This is a genomic window from Pectobacterium versatile (assembly GCF_020166435.1).
GTDB classification, from domain to species: Bacteria; Pseudomonadota; Gammaproteobacteria; order Enterobacterales; family Enterobacteriaceae; genus Pectobacterium; species Pectobacterium versatile.
In genome coordinates, this window is record NZ_JAINZP010000021.1 from 19,634 (window position 1) to 34,886 (window position 15,253).

Genomic DNA, 15,253 nt, shown 5'->3' on the forward strand with positions numbered 1-15,253 from the left:
TTAATACTCAATTATTCAAAGTAATCCATATCCAATTTAGGTACTTTAACCAAGCGGGAAGATACCCCCACCTCGTTTTCGATCATCAGATGGACCAAACGTTCACCATCAACCAACACCATGCCTTTAGACGCGCCTTTCACTGGCACGAATATCGCGGATGCGTTCCAGCATCTCGCCAAAGTAATCGGGCACCACTGACGGGCCGACGGGCGGATTTTTCAGCCTCTCATCATCCATTACAAAACCTTTAATCAGGTATTCCTGCAAGGTCTGCGTAGCCCATTGACGGAACTGGATGCCTCGGGTTGAACGGACGCGGTAACCGACGGCCAGAACCAATGACAGATTAACGTATTGAACCTGATAATTTTTTCCATCACTGGCAGTTGTTCGGTAAAACCGAACAACTGAATCTTCATCCAATCCACTGTCTTCAAAGATGTTTTTGATATGGTTGCTTTGGCTTTACCATATAGCTCACCAATCATCGCTTGCGATAGCCATAACGTATCGCTGTCGAAACGGCATTCAATACGTATTTTGCCATCCTGACTGGTAAACATGATGAATTGCTTGAGGTAAGTGTTTATCTATCATGGTGTCTCCGTTTTTATGCTCCATCGGCTGAATGGTGATGCCCAGTCAGTGGAAAACTCACGCCCCTTTCAACATATCAAACACCACCCGGGCAAATCCTTTTGCCAGTTCAGGATTAGACAGGTATTGCATCATCATCTCCTGCTGCGCGTCATTGCTGTCCAACACCGCGTCATCAATCGCTTTAGGGAAATCACCCAGCATGGCCTGTTCGCGTGTGTTATTCGCAATCTGCGTCATCACCGCCTGATTTTCTGATAACTTGTCGCGCACGCTAAAGGCATAATTAATCATGTCTTTATCGGTCAGATTATCCGTAATAAACAGCTCGTTAAGACGCGCCAGAATATGTGACAGAAATTCTTCTTTCTTATCCTTCGGCTTGGCGGTGCCAATGTCGTTACCTGGCTTTATTTTGTATTCTTCGGCATCTTCCTGAAGTTTCAGATGTTGTTCGTGAATTTTTGACAAGCGGTAATGACTCATTTCCACATTGCTTAAATCAACCTCATCTTCTTCAACATTCTGTTCATGCAGCAATGGCCGTAAATGGCGGGCAAACAGACTGAGTTTCTCCAGTTCCTTATCATCGTACTCAACGATTTGTGACATAAATTCGTAGAAACGGACAAAACTACCGAGATCTTTCTTGAAGATATCCAGCGTGTCTTTCTCTTGCTTACAGCTTTTAAAGCTGTTTTCAGCATTGGTAATCAGCACCACATCGTTGGTTTTCTTCGTACGCTCAAAAATTTCTTTTGCCAACACATAGGCATCAATGGACGAGGTATAGCGTTTTTTCCAACGCTCAACGGCGGGTTTACAAATATTGCTAATTGCCGCGTTGGATTTATTTTTGGTAAAGAACGCTTCGCAGAATTGTTCCACTTCATTCCACAAGAAAATACCGCTGGCACGGAGCTTCTCGAATAGCTCGAAGACTAACTGCGGATCGCTGATATCTGTCAGTTCGGCAGTCTGATAGTAAGGCTGGAAAGCCCCCAGAATATCATCCGGTTCATTGTAGAAATCGAGCACGAAGGTGCCTGACTGCGCTTTGCTCGGATAAATACGATTCAGGCGCGAGAGTGTTTGTACGCACTCCACCCCGCCGAGAGGTTTATCCACATACATGGCACACAGCTTCGGCTGGTCAAACCCCGTCTGGAATTTATTCGCAACCAGCATGACCTGATAATCATCACTATCAAAGGCCTTGCGCATATCCCGGCCTTTCAGCCCTGGATTCATATTGATTTCATTGAACTTTTTATTTAACAGCGCGAGACTGTTTTGATCGCTTTCAACAAATTCCACTTCGCCTGAAAACGCCACCATCGCGTTAATTTTCTGGTAGTGATTCTCAGCAATATATTTATCAAACGCCAGCTTGTAGCGCACCGCCGCTTTGCGCGAACTGGTCACGACCATGGCCTTCGCCTGTCCGCCGAGTAAATGCATGACATGTTTTCGGTAGTGCTCGACAACCACTTTTACTTTTTGCGAGACGTTATGTTCATGCAGCGTAACCCACTGGTTTAGTTTGATTTTGGCTTTTTTACTGTCCACTTCCCGGTCAGGATCGTCCAGCTTTTGCAACAGCTTATACGCCACTTTGTAGTTGGTGTAGTTCTTCAGCACATCAAGAATAAAGCCTTCTTCAATGGCCTGACGCATCGAATATACGTGGAATGCTTCGGGCTTATTGGTCTTGGATGCGGGTTCAAGAGGGTTGGGGCGACGGCCAAACAGCTCCAGCGTTTTCGCTTTTGGCGTGGCGGTAAACGCATAAAAATTAAGATTATTACTGCCTTTTCGCGCGGCAACAGTGGCATCCAAAATATCTTCCGACGACAACACCACATCGTCGTCCGCTTCTTCGGTCATCAGTACTTCTTTTAACTGACGCGCCGTGGAACCGCTTTGAGAAGAATGCGCTTCATCGGCAATCACCGCATATTTGCGTTGCTTAAGGCTGACGCTGTTTTCGATGGCTTTGAGCACAAACGGGAAGGTCTGGATGGTAACGATAATAATCGGCTGTGAGTTTTCCAGCGCACTGGCAAGTTTTTCTGATTTAGAGCCGTCGCCTTCCTTGTTATTAATGCGCCCGACCACACCGTCCTGATGCTCAAACTGGTAAATGGTATCCTGAAGCTGATCGTCCAATACAGTACGGTCGGTAACAACAATCACCGAGTGGAACTGTTTTTCGCCCTTATCATCATAGAGTGTAGAAAGCTGGTGGGCGGTCCAGGCAATCGAATTGGACTTACCGGAACCGGCACTGTGCTGAATAAGATATTTATTTCCAGTGCCTTCTCGCGTGGCGGCGTGAATCAGTTTATTCACCACATCCCACTGGTGATAACGAGGGAAGATTAAACTCTCTTTTTTAACCTTCAGCCCGTTCCAGTCTTCTTTTTCCTCGATTTGCAAATGCACAAAACGCGCGAGAATATTCAGCAGATTGTCTGGCAGCAGCACCTCATTCCACAGGTAGCTGGTGGCGTACTCGTTTTCATTATCGGGAATGTCATTGCCTGCACCACCGTCAGCCGTGCCTTTATTAAAGGGCAGGAAGAAGGTGTCATCACCAGCCAATTTCGTCGCCATAAACACGTCATACTGGCTGACGGCAAAGTGCACCAGCGCCCCGCGTTTAAAGGTCAGCAGCGGTTCAGGTTTATTGGTTATCGGATCTTTCGGCAAACGCGTTTTCTTATATTGTTTAATCGCGTTTTGTACCGCCTGTTTGAATTCGGATTTCAACTCAAGCGTCGCCACCGGCAGACCGTTAACAAACAGTACCAGATCGATACGCCACTTTTTCGCTTTTAAGCCGGTTTCTTCAAACGCCGCTTGAGTGGCATACGGGCTATAAACCAGCTCCGGCACAATACGGCAGATATTCTGCTGGTAACGCGCCAGCGTTTCCGGGTTTAAATTGTGCTCGGGTTTAAACTGGCATAGCGTAAAACGCGCATTGCGGATCTTTAGCGCATTGCGCAATACGCCCAACGTACCGTAGGTGCGCGAGAGTTTATCGGTGGCGTTAACATCGGCTTTCTTAAGCTGTACCACCAGTGCATCAAGGAAATGACGCTCAGTATCGGTAGGGAAAACCTTAACCAGCTTTTCCCATTCCTGCGGCTGAGTCGTTTTAACGAAGGTCAGCACATCTTGCGAATACAGCGCACGTTCACGATCGTAGCCATCACCTTTTCCGACAATCCAGCCATGTTCAACCATCTGTGCAATCATTTCATTCTGGAAGACCGTTTCTTTGGTCGAGTCCATGCTCATGCGTTCACCCCCTGTGATTCCTCAATATCTGCCATTTCGCTACTCGCTGGCATAACCCAGTCGCGCACGTCGATTTTGCCCGTGACAGCAGCAGAGATAAGGGCGGTGCGGCGTTCTTGCAATAGGGCAATAACCGAATCGGCCCTTTCTACGAGTATTTCTATTTGAGGTAGATGGCAATCTAAATAGCTTACAATTTCTTTTTGCTCAGATAGTGGTGGTACCAGTATCTTAAATTTTCTAACAATATCTGCATTTAAATTCATTTGGCTTGTTTCATTACCACCATCACGAATCGCATGATAGCCGGCCATAAAAAACAATCTTAAATATACATTCAGCAGTGCTTCATTTGGAGAAATGGCAACACATGCCTGATTGTAAGTCGCACTAATATCTAATATTGCAACCCTTCCCCTTGTAATTCCTTGTCCATACATGGCCATTAATAATGTTCCAGGAGGAGAAAGGCGAACAGAAGTATTTTTTACAGCCTCACAGGTTATTTTCTCTTCGGAAGAACATATGTTGTTGTAATTAACCTCTCCGGTTTTAATCCAAGCAATCTCCCCGTTCCAATATTTAGAATTTGAACGGTCAGGAGTTGCTCCCGTATTGAGTGAGCTATAATAACCAAGGCTAGATACTTTCCAATGCTCCGGCACTTCCCCCAACCACTCAACACCAGAATCCTTCATCGGTACATCAGGGTTTAACCCTTTGGTGACGGCATGGCTAATCACCGCCTGACGTTTTTCTTTCATTAGTTCAATCAGTTGCTGTTGCTTTTCGATTAGATTATCGATTTTTGCAGTTTCGTGATCGAGGAAAGCAGATATGTTTAGCTGCTCTTCTTTCGGTGGTAATAACAGTGGTAATCTTCTAAAGTCCTCAAACTTCATAGATTGCCTCAAACCGCCCCCCATACCGTAAAAAACCTTTGTTGTATCGTACGAATGCAGCAGTCGATACAAAAAAGCAGAATTCATATCATTTTTTGCTTTCAGCTTTAAATACGCAGATGTAATGATCCCCTTCTGTTTTACTAAACCGACGCGTAAACTATTTTTATCATTTTGTAGATCGGTTAGCCTAAGAATGACATCTCCACGCTCAATGATCTGATATGTATTAAAAGACTCAGGAAGTAGGCCAAAGTTTTCCTCTACATTTCGAGGAATAATATTCCCATAACTTAGTGAGAGTACATTATTCTCTGCACCATCAATATTTTTCTTAGCTGATGCTTCGCATAAGGAAAATGTAGGTCTCACTTCCCAATGAGATGGTATTGAATCAACCCACTCAACCCCAGAATCCTTATACTCCGGATACGCCTTATATTTAGCCATCAGGAATGCACCTCCTGTAGCAGCTTCATAATTTCGGCGCTGACCGCATCCAGATCGGCATCAATCTCTTCCAACGGGCGCGGCGGCTGGTACACGTAGAAATGACGGTTAAACGGAATCTCATAGCCGACAATGCCAATGTCACCATCTTTAGCATCGCGCTTGTCGGCATTAATCCAGGCATCGGCCACATGCGGCAACACTTCCGCTTTAAAGTAGCTTTCGATCAGGTCACTGGTAGCAACTGCTGGGTTCAACGGTACGTTCTCGTTATCACGCAAATCGCCATCCTGCTCGAACTCTACCACGTTACCCTTGTATTCAAACGCACCGTACAGCGGTTGGAGTGCTTCTTTCAGCACTTTTTTCACCACCGGCTCAGCGTCTGGGTTTTTCGTGGTAATCGCGTCGATAAATTGTTTGTTCTCTTTGGTATCGAGCTTAACGCCTGCGGTTTTCAGCGCCCCTTTCAGGGTAAGTTGGAACTGGTTAAAGTCGTTACTGACCAGCATTTTTCCACCTGCTTGCGTTCCCAGCGCGGTTTGGATCTGCTGTGCTTTGATCATTAACTCGTGCTGCGCCAGCCACAATTTGCTGTCCAGCAGATCTTTAATTTGCTTCTCTTTCAGCTCGGCAAATTCCGCCTTGATAATGGCGCGAGCTTCCGCTTCACTATCTGCAAAATTGCCATAATTATCATCCTGCCACTGCGAAGCAAATTCGTCATACAAACGTTCCATCGGCGCGTTAAACGGCTTCGGCGCAAAGCGCAGGCTGGCAATCGCTCCATCGGTAATCTGTGCAGACAGGCGCAGCGGACGCTCAATGGTCAGACGGCGGTAGCCAAAATCCGTGCTGTTAAAAATTTTGCTAGCAAAGGTTTTTGGCGCTTCCGTTTTGGCCGTCGCAGACTGGCGACCACGGTTAGATTTTTGCTCGGCGGCCTTTTCAAGACCTAACGCTTCAAGAGAAATCGCATCAACCCCCTCAAAAGCGCCAAACGTGCGGGTGATAAGCTTAATATCATCCTCACCCATCAGATTACGCTTGGAACCCAGCGATTTACGCATCTTGCCGCACAGGTTGGTGCCATCAATCAGTTGGACTTTGCCTTTGCGTTCCGCTGCTTTCTTATTCGACAGAATCCAGACGTAAGTCGCAATCCCAGTGTTGTAGAACATATCTGTCGGCAACGCGACAATGCCTTCCAGCAAATCGGCTTCCAGAATATAGCGGCGGATTTCGCTCTCACCGCTACCCGCACCACCGGTAAACAGCGGAGAACCGTTGAGAATAATGCCAATACGCCCGCCATCATTGACTGAACCATCAGCATTGTGGGTATCGCGCATTTTGCTGATCAGATGTAGAAGGAACAACAGAGAACCATCGGATACGCGCGGCAAACCTGAGCCAAAACGGCCATTAAAGCCTTTCAGTTTATGCTCGTCGTTAATCTCACCTTCAATCTTTTTCCAGTCCACACCGAACGGCGGGTTCGACAGCATATAGTCGAACTGGTCTTGCGGTAACTGATCGTTGGAAAGGGTGTTGCCCAGTTTGATACGGCTAACATCCTGTCCTTTTATCAGCATATCGGCTTTACAAATTGCGTAAGATTCTGGATTCAGCTCCTGACCAAAAGCTCGCATTACCGCATTCGGGTTAAGCTCGTGCACATATTCCATGCCAGAAGAGAGGAAGCCGCCAGTCCCCGCCGTCGGGTCATAAATGGTGCGAATGATGCCGTCTTTAGACAACGCTTCATCATCTTCCATAAACACCAGTGAAGTCGTTAAACGCACGATATCGCGTGGAGTAAAGTGTTCCCCAGCAGTCTCATTCGAACTTTCCGCAAAACGGCGAATCAGTTCTTCAAACACCAGCCCCATTTCATAGTTAGAAATCGCTTTTGGACTGAGGTCTGTAGTGGCGAACTTTTTGACGATTTTGAACAGTAGGTTTGCATCATCCAGCAGGCCAACGAACTCACTAAATTTGAAGTGCTCAAAAATTTCACGCGCATCTTTTGAGAAACATTGAACGTAATTCTCCAGATTCGCTTTAATGTCGTTCTGCCCCATCTTGCCGAGATCCATCGGCGAGGTATTGAAGAATGACAGGCCATGAGTGGCGCGTAACAGAAATTTCTCTCGTCCCTCTTCAGGCAGCGGGCTTGTCTTAAGTTTTTCGACTTCCGCTAACACCGCTTCTTTACTCGCGGCTAACACGCACTCAAGCCGACGCAGCAGCGTAAAAGGCAGAATCACGCGTCCATACTGGGATTGTTTAAAATCACCGCGAAGCAAGTCAGCAACGGACCAGATAAAGGCAGCCGTTTGAGAAAAATTAGTGTTAGACATGAAAATCCTTAGAAGAGATCGCTGCCATCGCGCAAAGATGCGCAAGCATAAATTCAGTTTTAGAATGTAATTCACAAAATAATACCCGCAACGAAGGCTATCGCAAACGATACGGGCAAATAAATGAACACTGAGATTAAGCCATGGCTTAAGCAGCGCTAAGTCTTCGACGAAAGCGGCATGCTGAGGTGAAAACCAACCATGACAAAAAATACACGGCATTCTCCACCTACTCAAAAAATCAGCAGAGAATGCCCTTATGTGAAATTTTTCAAAACAGATGCAGGAAAAGGAAAGTTTCTATTTTAGTCGATTAATAACCTTCCCAAAATCAAACGGACTCACCGCCCTCTCCCGATTCGCATCCAGAAAATCCGCCCACCATTGCAGCATTAGCCTGCGCTCATCCAGATGTTCCGCTTTGTGGATATAGGCAGCACGGACGCCGTTGCGTTCCTGATGACTCATCTGGCGCTCTACCGCATCCCGTGACCACTGGCCGGACTCCACCAGTGCGCTACAGGCCATCGTGCGGAAGCCATGTCCGCAAACCTCGGTGGTGGTGTCGTAGCCCATGGTTCGCAATGCATTGTTGACGGTGTTTTCACTCATCGGTTTGGTTGGCCGACGATCGCCGGGGAAGATCAGTTCATGAGCGCCGCTGATGGCCTTAATCTCTTCCAGCAGCGCTAAAGCCTGTCGGGATAACGGCACCAGATGTTCAGAGCGCATCTTTGCACCGCGCTGTGAGTGCTTCACGCCAGGAATGGCTGCACGTTCAGCCGGTATCGTCCACATGGCGCGTTTAAAATCAATTTCCGGCCAGCGGGCAAAACGTAGCTCGCTGGAACGAATAAAAACGCACAGCGTGAGTTTTAAGGCTAGTTTGGTTAACTCCCGCCCTTTGTGGCGTTCTATCCGTGCCAGAAAGTCAGGCAGTTTATTCAGCTTCAGGGCTGGCCGATGTGTGGCTTTTGGTGCGGCTATCGCACCGGAGAGGTCTTGCGCGGGGTTGCGCTCTATCAAATCGTTCTGCACCGCGTAGCGCATGATATCGGTGACACGCTGGCGCAGCCGTGACGCCAAATCAAGATGACCGTTCTGTTCGACGACTTTCAGCGGCTCCAGCAGGTCTTTAGTTTTCAGGTCGGCAATATGGCGATGCCCGATAGCAGGCAGTAGATTTCGTTCCATATCGCGCCATACCCGTCCAGCGTGCGTTTCTGACCATCTGTTTTGGCTAATGTTTCGGTGCCAGTCCTGCGCAACCTTCGCAAAAGTATTCAACGCTTCTTGTGCCTGCTCTTTTTCTTCTTCGCGCTTTTCCGTTGGGTGGATGCCTTCCAACAACAGCAATCGTATCTCATCACGTTTCTCTCTAGCCTTTACCAGCGAGACTAGCGGATAGGCACCGAACGCAATCCGACTTTCCTTACCTTCAAAGCGGTATTTGAGATACCAGCGCTTAGAGCCGTTAGGACTCACCAAAAGATACAGGCCGTGCGCGTCCGCGAGCTTATACGCTTTATCGCGGGGCTTGGCAGTACGGGCAACAACGTCGGTCAGTGCCATAATTTGGGGGTCAACTCATAATCGAAGTGAATTGACCCTTATCTTGACCCCCAAATCATCTGGATGTCAATGGACGAAGAAAGACCACTGTGGATAAAACAGACAAAATCGCAGAGAGGAAAATGAAATTAAAATCTTTATTTTACAGATAGATATGGATGTTACTGGACGATTATGGACATAAAAAAAGCCACCCTAAGGTGACTTAATTTTCATACTATGGTGCGAAGGCCGGACTCGCACATTGCATATAACCTCATGATTTAATATTAATTTAAATAAAGACTAAAGACATTATACCAACGCAGATACCAACGCTTGAAATTGTTAAATTTGGGACTCGAAGCCGCGCAGATATTTTAGAAGGGGAAGATTGGCATCTGACGATATCATTGCAGCAGATATCATGCATTCAATTTACTGTTCCCCACGCTAAGCACTCTTTTAAAACTCGGCGGAGTTTCTATTTCCGGAGAGGTTGGGATCTGCGTAGATTTTCCACTGTTATACGCTGCCGTTGCACCAACGAAACGATAAGGGACATTGAAACGCTCTAGCGTTTCAATAATCACTGCTGAAGATCCCCCTGGCGCGGCGGGCATAATGTTGCCGGTAATGTTATTTTGACGAGCTTTGGTGTACACCCCATAGCCCACTTTCAACAATAAGCCTTCACTGACCAGACTACGCAATACTTTTCCAACTTGAGCATAGCTGCCAATATCTTTGAAGTCGTTGCGAGTGAAGACATAATGCTTGGAACGCTTCAGTCTGGACTGGATACGATCTCTTGTCGTCATGTTCTCCTCCGTTATTGGCAAGAAAATTGATACACTCACCCTATGCGTTTTTATCAATCATGCATTTTCAGCTCGTTAGCAAAGTCGAGCACATCTGCATGGTTTACCACCTTCCCAGCATCAACATCAGCAAGTCCTTTTTGAACCATCTGATGCCGTCGTTCTCTCTTTTCGATCATCTCGGTCAGTGCTTCTTTAATCACCCAGCTTTTGGATCTATCCAGTTCAATAGCCAGGCTTTCAACCGCAGCAGCAAGCCCGGCGGGTATCTGAGCACTGAGCGTCTTTTTAGACGGTGTTCCCATCAGTATCACCTCGACAAGAAAGGCCAATTACCTTTTATTAAGATAACCTGTGTTTGATACATCATTCATCAAGTAAGCACAACATCAGCATCCTTGCTACGTCATTTGATCACCTCGCCGCCAACATCCCTGGATAATGTTTGGCAATAATGTCGTTCATCTGCTCGATCAAGTCGGGGCGTTTAAAGATGAGATGACCGGTACCTTTCTGAAAGTAACGCACACTAAAGAACTCATCTTCGTATTCCTGCTGGTGCGGATTATCGCGGATATGGTCCATCAGCCGGATAGTGACATCGCCCCGATTATCGGGGATCGGTTTGCCATCCAACAGATACAGCATACGTTCCAGATCGGCCAGTTGATCGCGTCGCCAGCCCCAGTTCAGGCCAAAGCCCCAGCGGTTATATGTCACCAGATTATTAATGATTATTTTCTTACCAAAGTAGCAAGGGTGATTGGTTTTGTAATCCCACGATAGTCCTTTGAATACGTTGATGACCCCACGCTCGAATACCTCTTGTTTACTCTGGTGAAGTTGCTCAAACGTGCTGAGAATATTGGCTTCGCTGATGACCGGTAGCTCCCCTTCATCGAGATTTTTATGCCACTGGATACGCGCTTCAGCGTCCATCAGCGACAGCATGCCGGATTTCAGCATCAGGTCACGCCAGATATTGCGATCCAACGTGCGCGTGATGGCTGGCATCGCCTTGTCAGGCATTTCTGTCAGCCAGCAATCGTAGCGATGCCCTTGTTTCAGCCCCCACTCTTCAGCGGTGCCGCCGCCGATAGTCACTGTTAGCGTTGAGATCGCCCGTAGCTGGTTGAGGAGTTGCTCTATCTGTTGCAGCGCAGCATCACGTCCGGTGACGATACGCTCAATGTTGGTCGAGCAAATAAGCTCGGTGTGTTCGGTTAAAACCTCGGGTTCAATTTGCATAGTTTGCGGTCCATACATAAAAGCAAATGCGCCAGCCGGTCAGGGCTGGCGCATTATGCATTGAGGAAGAGAGTGAATTGATTTGGCCTGGTATTACTGGAAAGCGGCTCGCAATCTTTATGCTTTGAGCAAGCCGGTAGCGCGTCTGGCACGGAGAACATCAACAACAGTGAGAAACGGCGATTGCTCCTGCCAGTTAAAACCGTTGCGATCGATACGCACCAGTTCGTATTTTTCCACCAGAAAATTCACGGCATTGACCAACGTGATGCCAGCATCGATATGCTCCTGAATCACATTTTCCTCACAGAACGGCGTATCGTTCAGCGTGAGGCCGTAGTGCTTTTCCAGCAGGTAGGTCAGAAGCTGCTGCCAGACAGCTATAGGTGACGCACAGGGGTTATCCTCCCGTGACGGGATTGTAGGTGATGGTTGCATGGGAATACGCTCTTCAGATTAAGTCGATAAAATCAGGGAAATGCACAAGGTGAGTAGAGAAATTATGGATTAGTGTGTCGCAGCAGAAGTTGGATAAATAACAATATACACATAACCAAAACTGCCCAGCGTATCGGCTTCACAGGTCCATTCGTTGCAATGCAGCGTGATGCAGCCCTGCTGGCGGGGATTTAGCTCACCCGTGCGTAGCTTCTGCTCTAACTGCTTAATCTGCTGAGGGAAACTGTGTTCCAAGCTACGGGCCTCTGTTTTGCTAAAAGTACCGATAAAGCTGGCCCGGTCAGCCAGATAATGCAGACGATTACCTTCCTGCACCAGTCTGGCTCCGAATCGCGGAGTGATGGCACATTTTAATCCCCATTCCGGGGTGTCCGATGATGGCATGATGGTTTCCTCATAAAAACGCGGTAGTAAATGCGGTCATCACAGCCAGCCGCGTTCAGCGAACGACACCACCTCAGCGCCGCCGACCACCAGATGGTCGAGCACTTTGACGTCGAGTGGTGACAATGAGTCCTTAAGCTTGTCGGTGATATAGCGGTCGGCCTGACTGGGCTCGGCCCAGCCGGAAGGATGGTTATGCGCCAGTATTACGGCAGCGGCATTATGGCGCAGTGAGGCTTTGAGGATTTCACGCGGATGCACTTCGGTGCTGTTGATGCCACCCAGCGCGATAATTTCCTTTTCTATCAGGCGATGCTGGTTATCCAGATACAGCACCATAAAGACCTCGCGCTCCAGGCTACTGAGCTCCAGCATTAACCAGCTTTTGGTGTCTTCCGAGGTTTTGAACTGCCGCGCATTTTTACGCACCCGTTTTTCCAGCAGGCACAGCGCCATCTGGATGATGCGCTGTTCTTTGGACGCAACGCAGCCTGCCAATGAATTACATGACATGGTGATTCCTCAAGTTAAAAATCAGGCATAAAAAAGCCACTTCACACATGGAAGTGGCGTGTATTAGGGAAAATCATTTATTTTGCGGGGGAATTAGGTATCGGGTTTTCCGTCAACAAAGGAAGTGACTCCTCTAAGCTGTCTGCGAGTTCGTCTGCAGATAACTTCCCTGCTCGGTAATCCTGAATTTTTTCCAGTAGAGGTTCTTTATTAGCTATGAGGTAATCCAAACAGCGCTTTCGGTTTAATATCAACCTAACCGGAGTAGGAAGTATTTCATAAGCTTTATTGAATACACTCTCGATAAACACATCGTCTTTAAGCTTATCTTCAGCAATACCTATTAGCCCATTAATTATCACTTGCTGAAACATTAGCTTATATTTTGATGAAAAAACCGATTCTGACTTTTCAGAAGATTGATGTACGACATCGTCCTGATTAGATTCATTTATAATAGGTGAGATTTCAGCACATGACTCTGATGAATCTATTTCACATTGTGGTTTCTCTCTTGAAACATGAAACTTTCCTTTTAGACGCTGGAAACGTCCTTTTAGACCTTCAGACATAAATTCTCCACACTGAAATATGAATTCCGTAATCACTCAATTCGCAGCGTGCCATTGGGTAAGTTAAACCATACAGGCCGACCATCTTTATACTCTATTGTCACCCCCTCTCCTGCATACCCATCATGCATTTTATAATAAATTGAATAATACGGCCCATCACCGCCAACTTTAGTCACTTGAGCACAAAGCTGATCAGAGTTGCTTGATGCCCCCTTTTTTATCATTGCATCATTTATAACCGAACAACCGTTTTCCTTTAAATATGAGGTGATTCTTTCAACCTCTGCCATATCCTTTTTAGGGGGAGTGGATGCTGGGGTTGAAGGACGAGGAGAAAATTGAACAGAATCATTCCTGGTCGTAGGGTCATCTCCTTGTAGTGCAAGGTAAACAGGGCAATCTGACAGCCCAACTTTGCACACCTTCTCCAGTGCCTGTTGAGCCGGCCAGCCTTTTAACCCAGTATATTCAGCACCCGTTTCATCTGCACAATATGTGATGTCCTGATAAAAATTTCCAACAGAGTTCCTTGTGGTTGCTATCAGACAGGTCAATGCAACGGGTGGTTTACCATCCCAACGAATGTTTCCTTTTTTCCATATTGGATCTTCATTTGAATTAATTCCAATTCTATTTACATTATCCTCCAACTCTTTCAACAAAGGAATATCACCAGGTTTTGTTCGTAGCTTTAGATTTATATTGTTTATATTTTTCAACACTTCACCACCCTGCTTATTTAAGAGAAATGTATATCTATCTGGATGAATATTTCCTTTTATAACCATTGCATATGAATGAAAGCAGCTTAAAATCAATGTTAGCAATAACATTAAATTTTTCATTTATTATCCTTGTTTTTGAGTTCACTAATTAAAAGAGTATAGTTTTACGCAATTTCATTTCTTGACAACCGTCTTATTGAATGGCATATCCCCCAAGTTAAAAAACCTGCTGTAATAGATTTCAATATAATGGATGAACTCTGCATTAAAACAACACACATCGCGAGAGCTGCTATAGTTATATCTGCTACATTTCCACTTTTTACCTTTTTACTCTTCTGATTCATAATCATACTCCGACTAAATTACTGATTGATGCAGTCCTGCCACGTAATATCCTTTAATGCTTCATTTAAACCACTGGCCGAAAAATCTTTAGATTCCCCAGATTGGAAAGAAGTAAAACGCAGCAGATCACTGTTTTTCGTCTGCTTGAGTACCTCAAAAATAATAGTGGCTGGAATCTCCCCATTGACATTCTTTACGTTATCTAATTCGTATTTTTGGCTATTGATGGACAGGAATACATCCTGAGCACCTTCTATAGAAGTGATTGCATAGCTTTCAGCCGGAATGCTGAAACGGACAACCAATTGCTGGTTAGCACACTCAAGAGTCAGAACTTCATTGCTGGCATTCCTGCTATTGAGCGAAAACTCCATCCCACCGGTTGTCCCATACCAATCTCCCCACTGCTGATCTGCTACAACTGCATGTGCGTTAGTACAAAATATCAGCGCTGTAACTATCCAGATTCGTAGACACTTCATAAATAATTTCCTCATGATTTTATTGAAAAATTTATAACTCCGATGATTAACATTTTCATGATTATCGTAATGTTGAACTGATGGCAGGTATAATCGTTAATACAGATCGAAAAACGATTATCGATCGTCATTTTCTATTATAAAAACGATCGATTTTTAATTATTGATAGTCATTATCTATCAAAATAAGGTTATTCGATCGATAATGCAGATCGGTCTATCTAAAGCCGTACTTTAGGATACTTCTGGAGGACTTCATATTGGTAATATAGAACCGAAAAAAAATAGAAAGCTAAATTAATTCATTAGAATATTGATAAAAACTCAAAAAAGTATTTTTAAAAATGTACGTTTTTAAAAAATTATAAAAACTTAAAACAAAAATCACATTTTAATTTAAATATCTTTTAAAAAACCGAATGTGATTGAATAAAAATTAATTATCTTATTTAAGATCCAAAATATTCTATTGTCAGTAAATCAAACAAGTGAGCGAATGCCAATGGGTTTACTAAATTAAGTGATT

At 45.6% G+C, this 15,253-nt stretch carries 13 protein-coding genes and 2 pseudogenes; all 15 read right to left on the reverse strand.

Going from position 1 to position 15,253, the window contains the following annotated elements; genetic code table 11:
• Positions 1-11: 11 nt before the first annotated feature.
• Positions 12-128, reverse strand: a pseudogene (locus K7X24_RS17925) (restriction endonuclease); the annotation flags it as partial.
• A gap of 1 nt (position 129) precedes the next feature.
• Positions 130-566 (reverse strand): annotated as a pseudogene (locus K7X24_RS17930) (virulence RhuM family protein); the annotation flags it as partial.
• A gap of 91 nt (positions 567-657) precedes the next feature.
• Positions 658-3,906 (reverse strand): type I restriction endonuclease subunit R, encoded by a 3,249-nt coding sequence (locus K7X24_RS17935; protein WP_224556429.1) that lies wholly within the window; start codon positions 3,904-3,906, stop codon positions 658-660.
• Entirely contained in the window at positions 3,903-5,258 is a 1,356-nt protein-coding gene (locus tag K7X24_RS17940; RefSeq protein WP_224556433.1) for a restriction endonuclease subunit S, read from the reverse strand. Before K7X24_RS17940 ends, K7X24_RS17935 begins: the two co-directional genes overlap by 4 nt.
• A complete protein-coding gene (locus tag K7X24_RS17945; RefSeq protein ID WP_224556442.1) occupies positions 5,258-7,621 on the reverse strand; it encodes a class I SAM-dependent DNA methyltransferase in 2,364 nt (787 codons plus the stop codon). The genes K7X24_RS17940 and K7X24_RS17945 overlap by 1 nt, the downstream gene beginning before the upstream one ends.
• A gap of 300 nt (positions 7,622-7,921) precedes the next feature.
• Positions 7,922-9,193, reverse strand: a complete 1,272-nt coding sequence (locus K7X24_RS17950; protein ID WP_224556445.1) for a tyrosine-type recombinase/integrase — start codon at positions 9,191-9,193, stop codon at positions 7,922-7,924.
• 404 nt (positions 9,194-9,597) lie between these two features.
• A complete protein-coding gene (locus K7X24_RS17955) occupies positions 9,598-9,993 on the reverse strand; it encodes a DUF6088 family protein (RefSeq protein WP_039470469.1) in 396 nt (131 codons plus the stop codon).
• Positions 9,994-10,046: 53 nt separating this feature from the next.
• On the reverse strand, positions 10,047-10,298 hold the full coding sequence (locus K7X24_RS17960) for a CopG family ribbon-helix-helix protein (protein WP_039470468.1): 252 nt from the start codon (positions 10,296-10,298) through the stop codon (positions 10,047-10,049).
• Positions 10,299-10,407: 109 nt separating this feature from the next.
• Positions 10,408-11,241, reverse strand: a complete 834-nt coding sequence (locus tag K7X24_RS17965) for a DUF4942 domain-containing protein (protein WP_224556456.1) — start codon at positions 11,239-11,241, stop codon at positions 10,408-10,410.
• Between the two features lie 117 nt (positions 11,242-11,358).
• Positions 11,359-11,679, reverse strand: a complete 321-nt coding sequence (locus K7X24_RS17970; protein WP_224556459.1) for a TA system toxin CbtA family protein — start codon at positions 11,677-11,679, stop codon at positions 11,359-11,361.
• A gap of 69 nt (positions 11,680-11,748) precedes the next feature.
• The gene (locus K7X24_RS17975; protein WP_224556463.1) at positions 11,749-12,084 is read right to left on the reverse strand and encodes a type IV toxin-antitoxin system YeeU family antitoxin; all 336 of its coding nucleotides are present in this window, start codon (positions 12,082-12,084) and stop codon (positions 11,749-11,751) included.
• Positions 12,085-12,123: 39 nt separating this feature from the next.
• Positions 12,124-12,597 (reverse strand): RadC family protein, encoded by a 474-nt coding sequence (gene radC, locus K7X24_RS17980; RefSeq protein WP_224556473.1) that lies wholly within the window; start codon positions 12,595-12,597, stop codon positions 12,124-12,126.
• A 77-nt stretch (positions 12,598-12,674) separates the two neighbouring features.
• Complete coding sequence (locus tag K7X24_RS17985; RefSeq protein ID WP_224556476.1) at positions 12,675-13,169, reverse strand: hypothetical protein; 495 nt, start codon at positions 13,167-13,169, stop codon at positions 12,675-12,677.
• A gap of 32 nt (positions 13,170-13,201) precedes the next feature.
• Positions 13,202-14,017, reverse strand: a complete 816-nt coding sequence (locus K7X24_RS17990) for a hypothetical protein (protein ID WP_224556479.1) — start codon at positions 14,015-14,017, stop codon at positions 13,202-13,204.
• 245 nt (positions 14,018-14,262) lie between these two features.
• Positions 14,263-14,727, reverse strand: coding sequence for a hypothetical protein (locus K7X24_RS17995; RefSeq protein WP_224556481.1), 465 nt, complete (start codon positions 14,725-14,727; stop codon positions 14,263-14,265).
• Positions 14,728-15,253 lie beyond the last annotated feature (526 nt).

What these genes read in the sequence shown, in the direction of transcription:
- K7X24_RS17935 (WP_224556429.1), bottom strand. Translation starts at nt 3,906, where the DNA reads ATGAGCATGGACTCGACCAAAGAAACGGTCTTCCAGAATGAAATGATT.
- K7X24_RS17940 (WP_224556433.1), bottom strand. Translation starts at nt 5,258, where the DNA reads ATGGCTAAATATAAGGCGTATCCGGAGTATAAGGATTCTGGGGTTGAG.
- K7X24_RS17945 (WP_224556442.1), bottom strand. Translation starts at nt 7,621, where the DNA reads ATGTCTAACACTAATTTTTCTCAAACGGCTGCCTTTATCTGGTCCGTT.
- K7X24_RS17950 (WP_224556445.1), bottom strand. Translation starts at nt 9,193, where the DNA reads ATGGCACTGACCGACGTTGTTGCCCGTACTGCCAAGCCCCGCGATAAA.
- K7X24_RS17955 (WP_039470469.1), bottom strand. Translation starts at nt 9,993, where the DNA reads ATGACGACAAGAGATCGTATCCAGTCCAGACTGAAGCGTTCCAAGCAT.
- K7X24_RS17960 (WP_039470468.1), bottom strand. Translation starts at nt 10,298, where the DNA reads ATGGGAACACCGTCTAAAAAGACGCTCAGTGCTCAGATACCCGCCGGG.
- K7X24_RS17965 (WP_224556456.1), bottom strand. Translation starts at nt 11,241, where the DNA reads ATGCAAATTGAACCCGAGGTTTTAACCGAACACACCGAGCTTATTTGC.
- K7X24_RS17970 (WP_224556459.1), bottom strand. Translation starts at nt 11,679, where the DNA reads ATGCAACCATCACCTACAATCCCGTCACGGGAGGATAACCCCTGTGCG.
- K7X24_RS17975 (WP_224556463.1), bottom strand. Translation starts at nt 12,084, where the DNA reads ATGCCATCATCGGACACCCCGGAATGGGGATTAAAATGTGCCATCACT.
- radC (WP_224556473.1), bottom strand. Translation starts at nt 12,597, where the DNA reads ATGTCATGTAATTCATTGGCAGGCTGCGTTGCGTCCAAAGAACAGCGC.
- K7X24_RS17985 (WP_224556476.1), bottom strand. Translation starts at nt 13,169, where the DNA reads ATGTCTGAAGGTCTAAAAGGACGTTTCCAGCGTCTAAAAGGAAAGTTT.
- K7X24_RS17990 (WP_224556479.1), bottom strand. Translation starts at nt 14,017, where the DNA reads ATGAAAAATTTAATGTTATTGCTAACATTGATTTTAAGCTGCTTTCAT.
- K7X24_RS17995 (WP_224556481.1), bottom strand. Translation starts at nt 14,727, where the DNA reads ATGAAGTGTCTACGAATCTGGATAGTTACAGCGCTGATATTTTGTACT.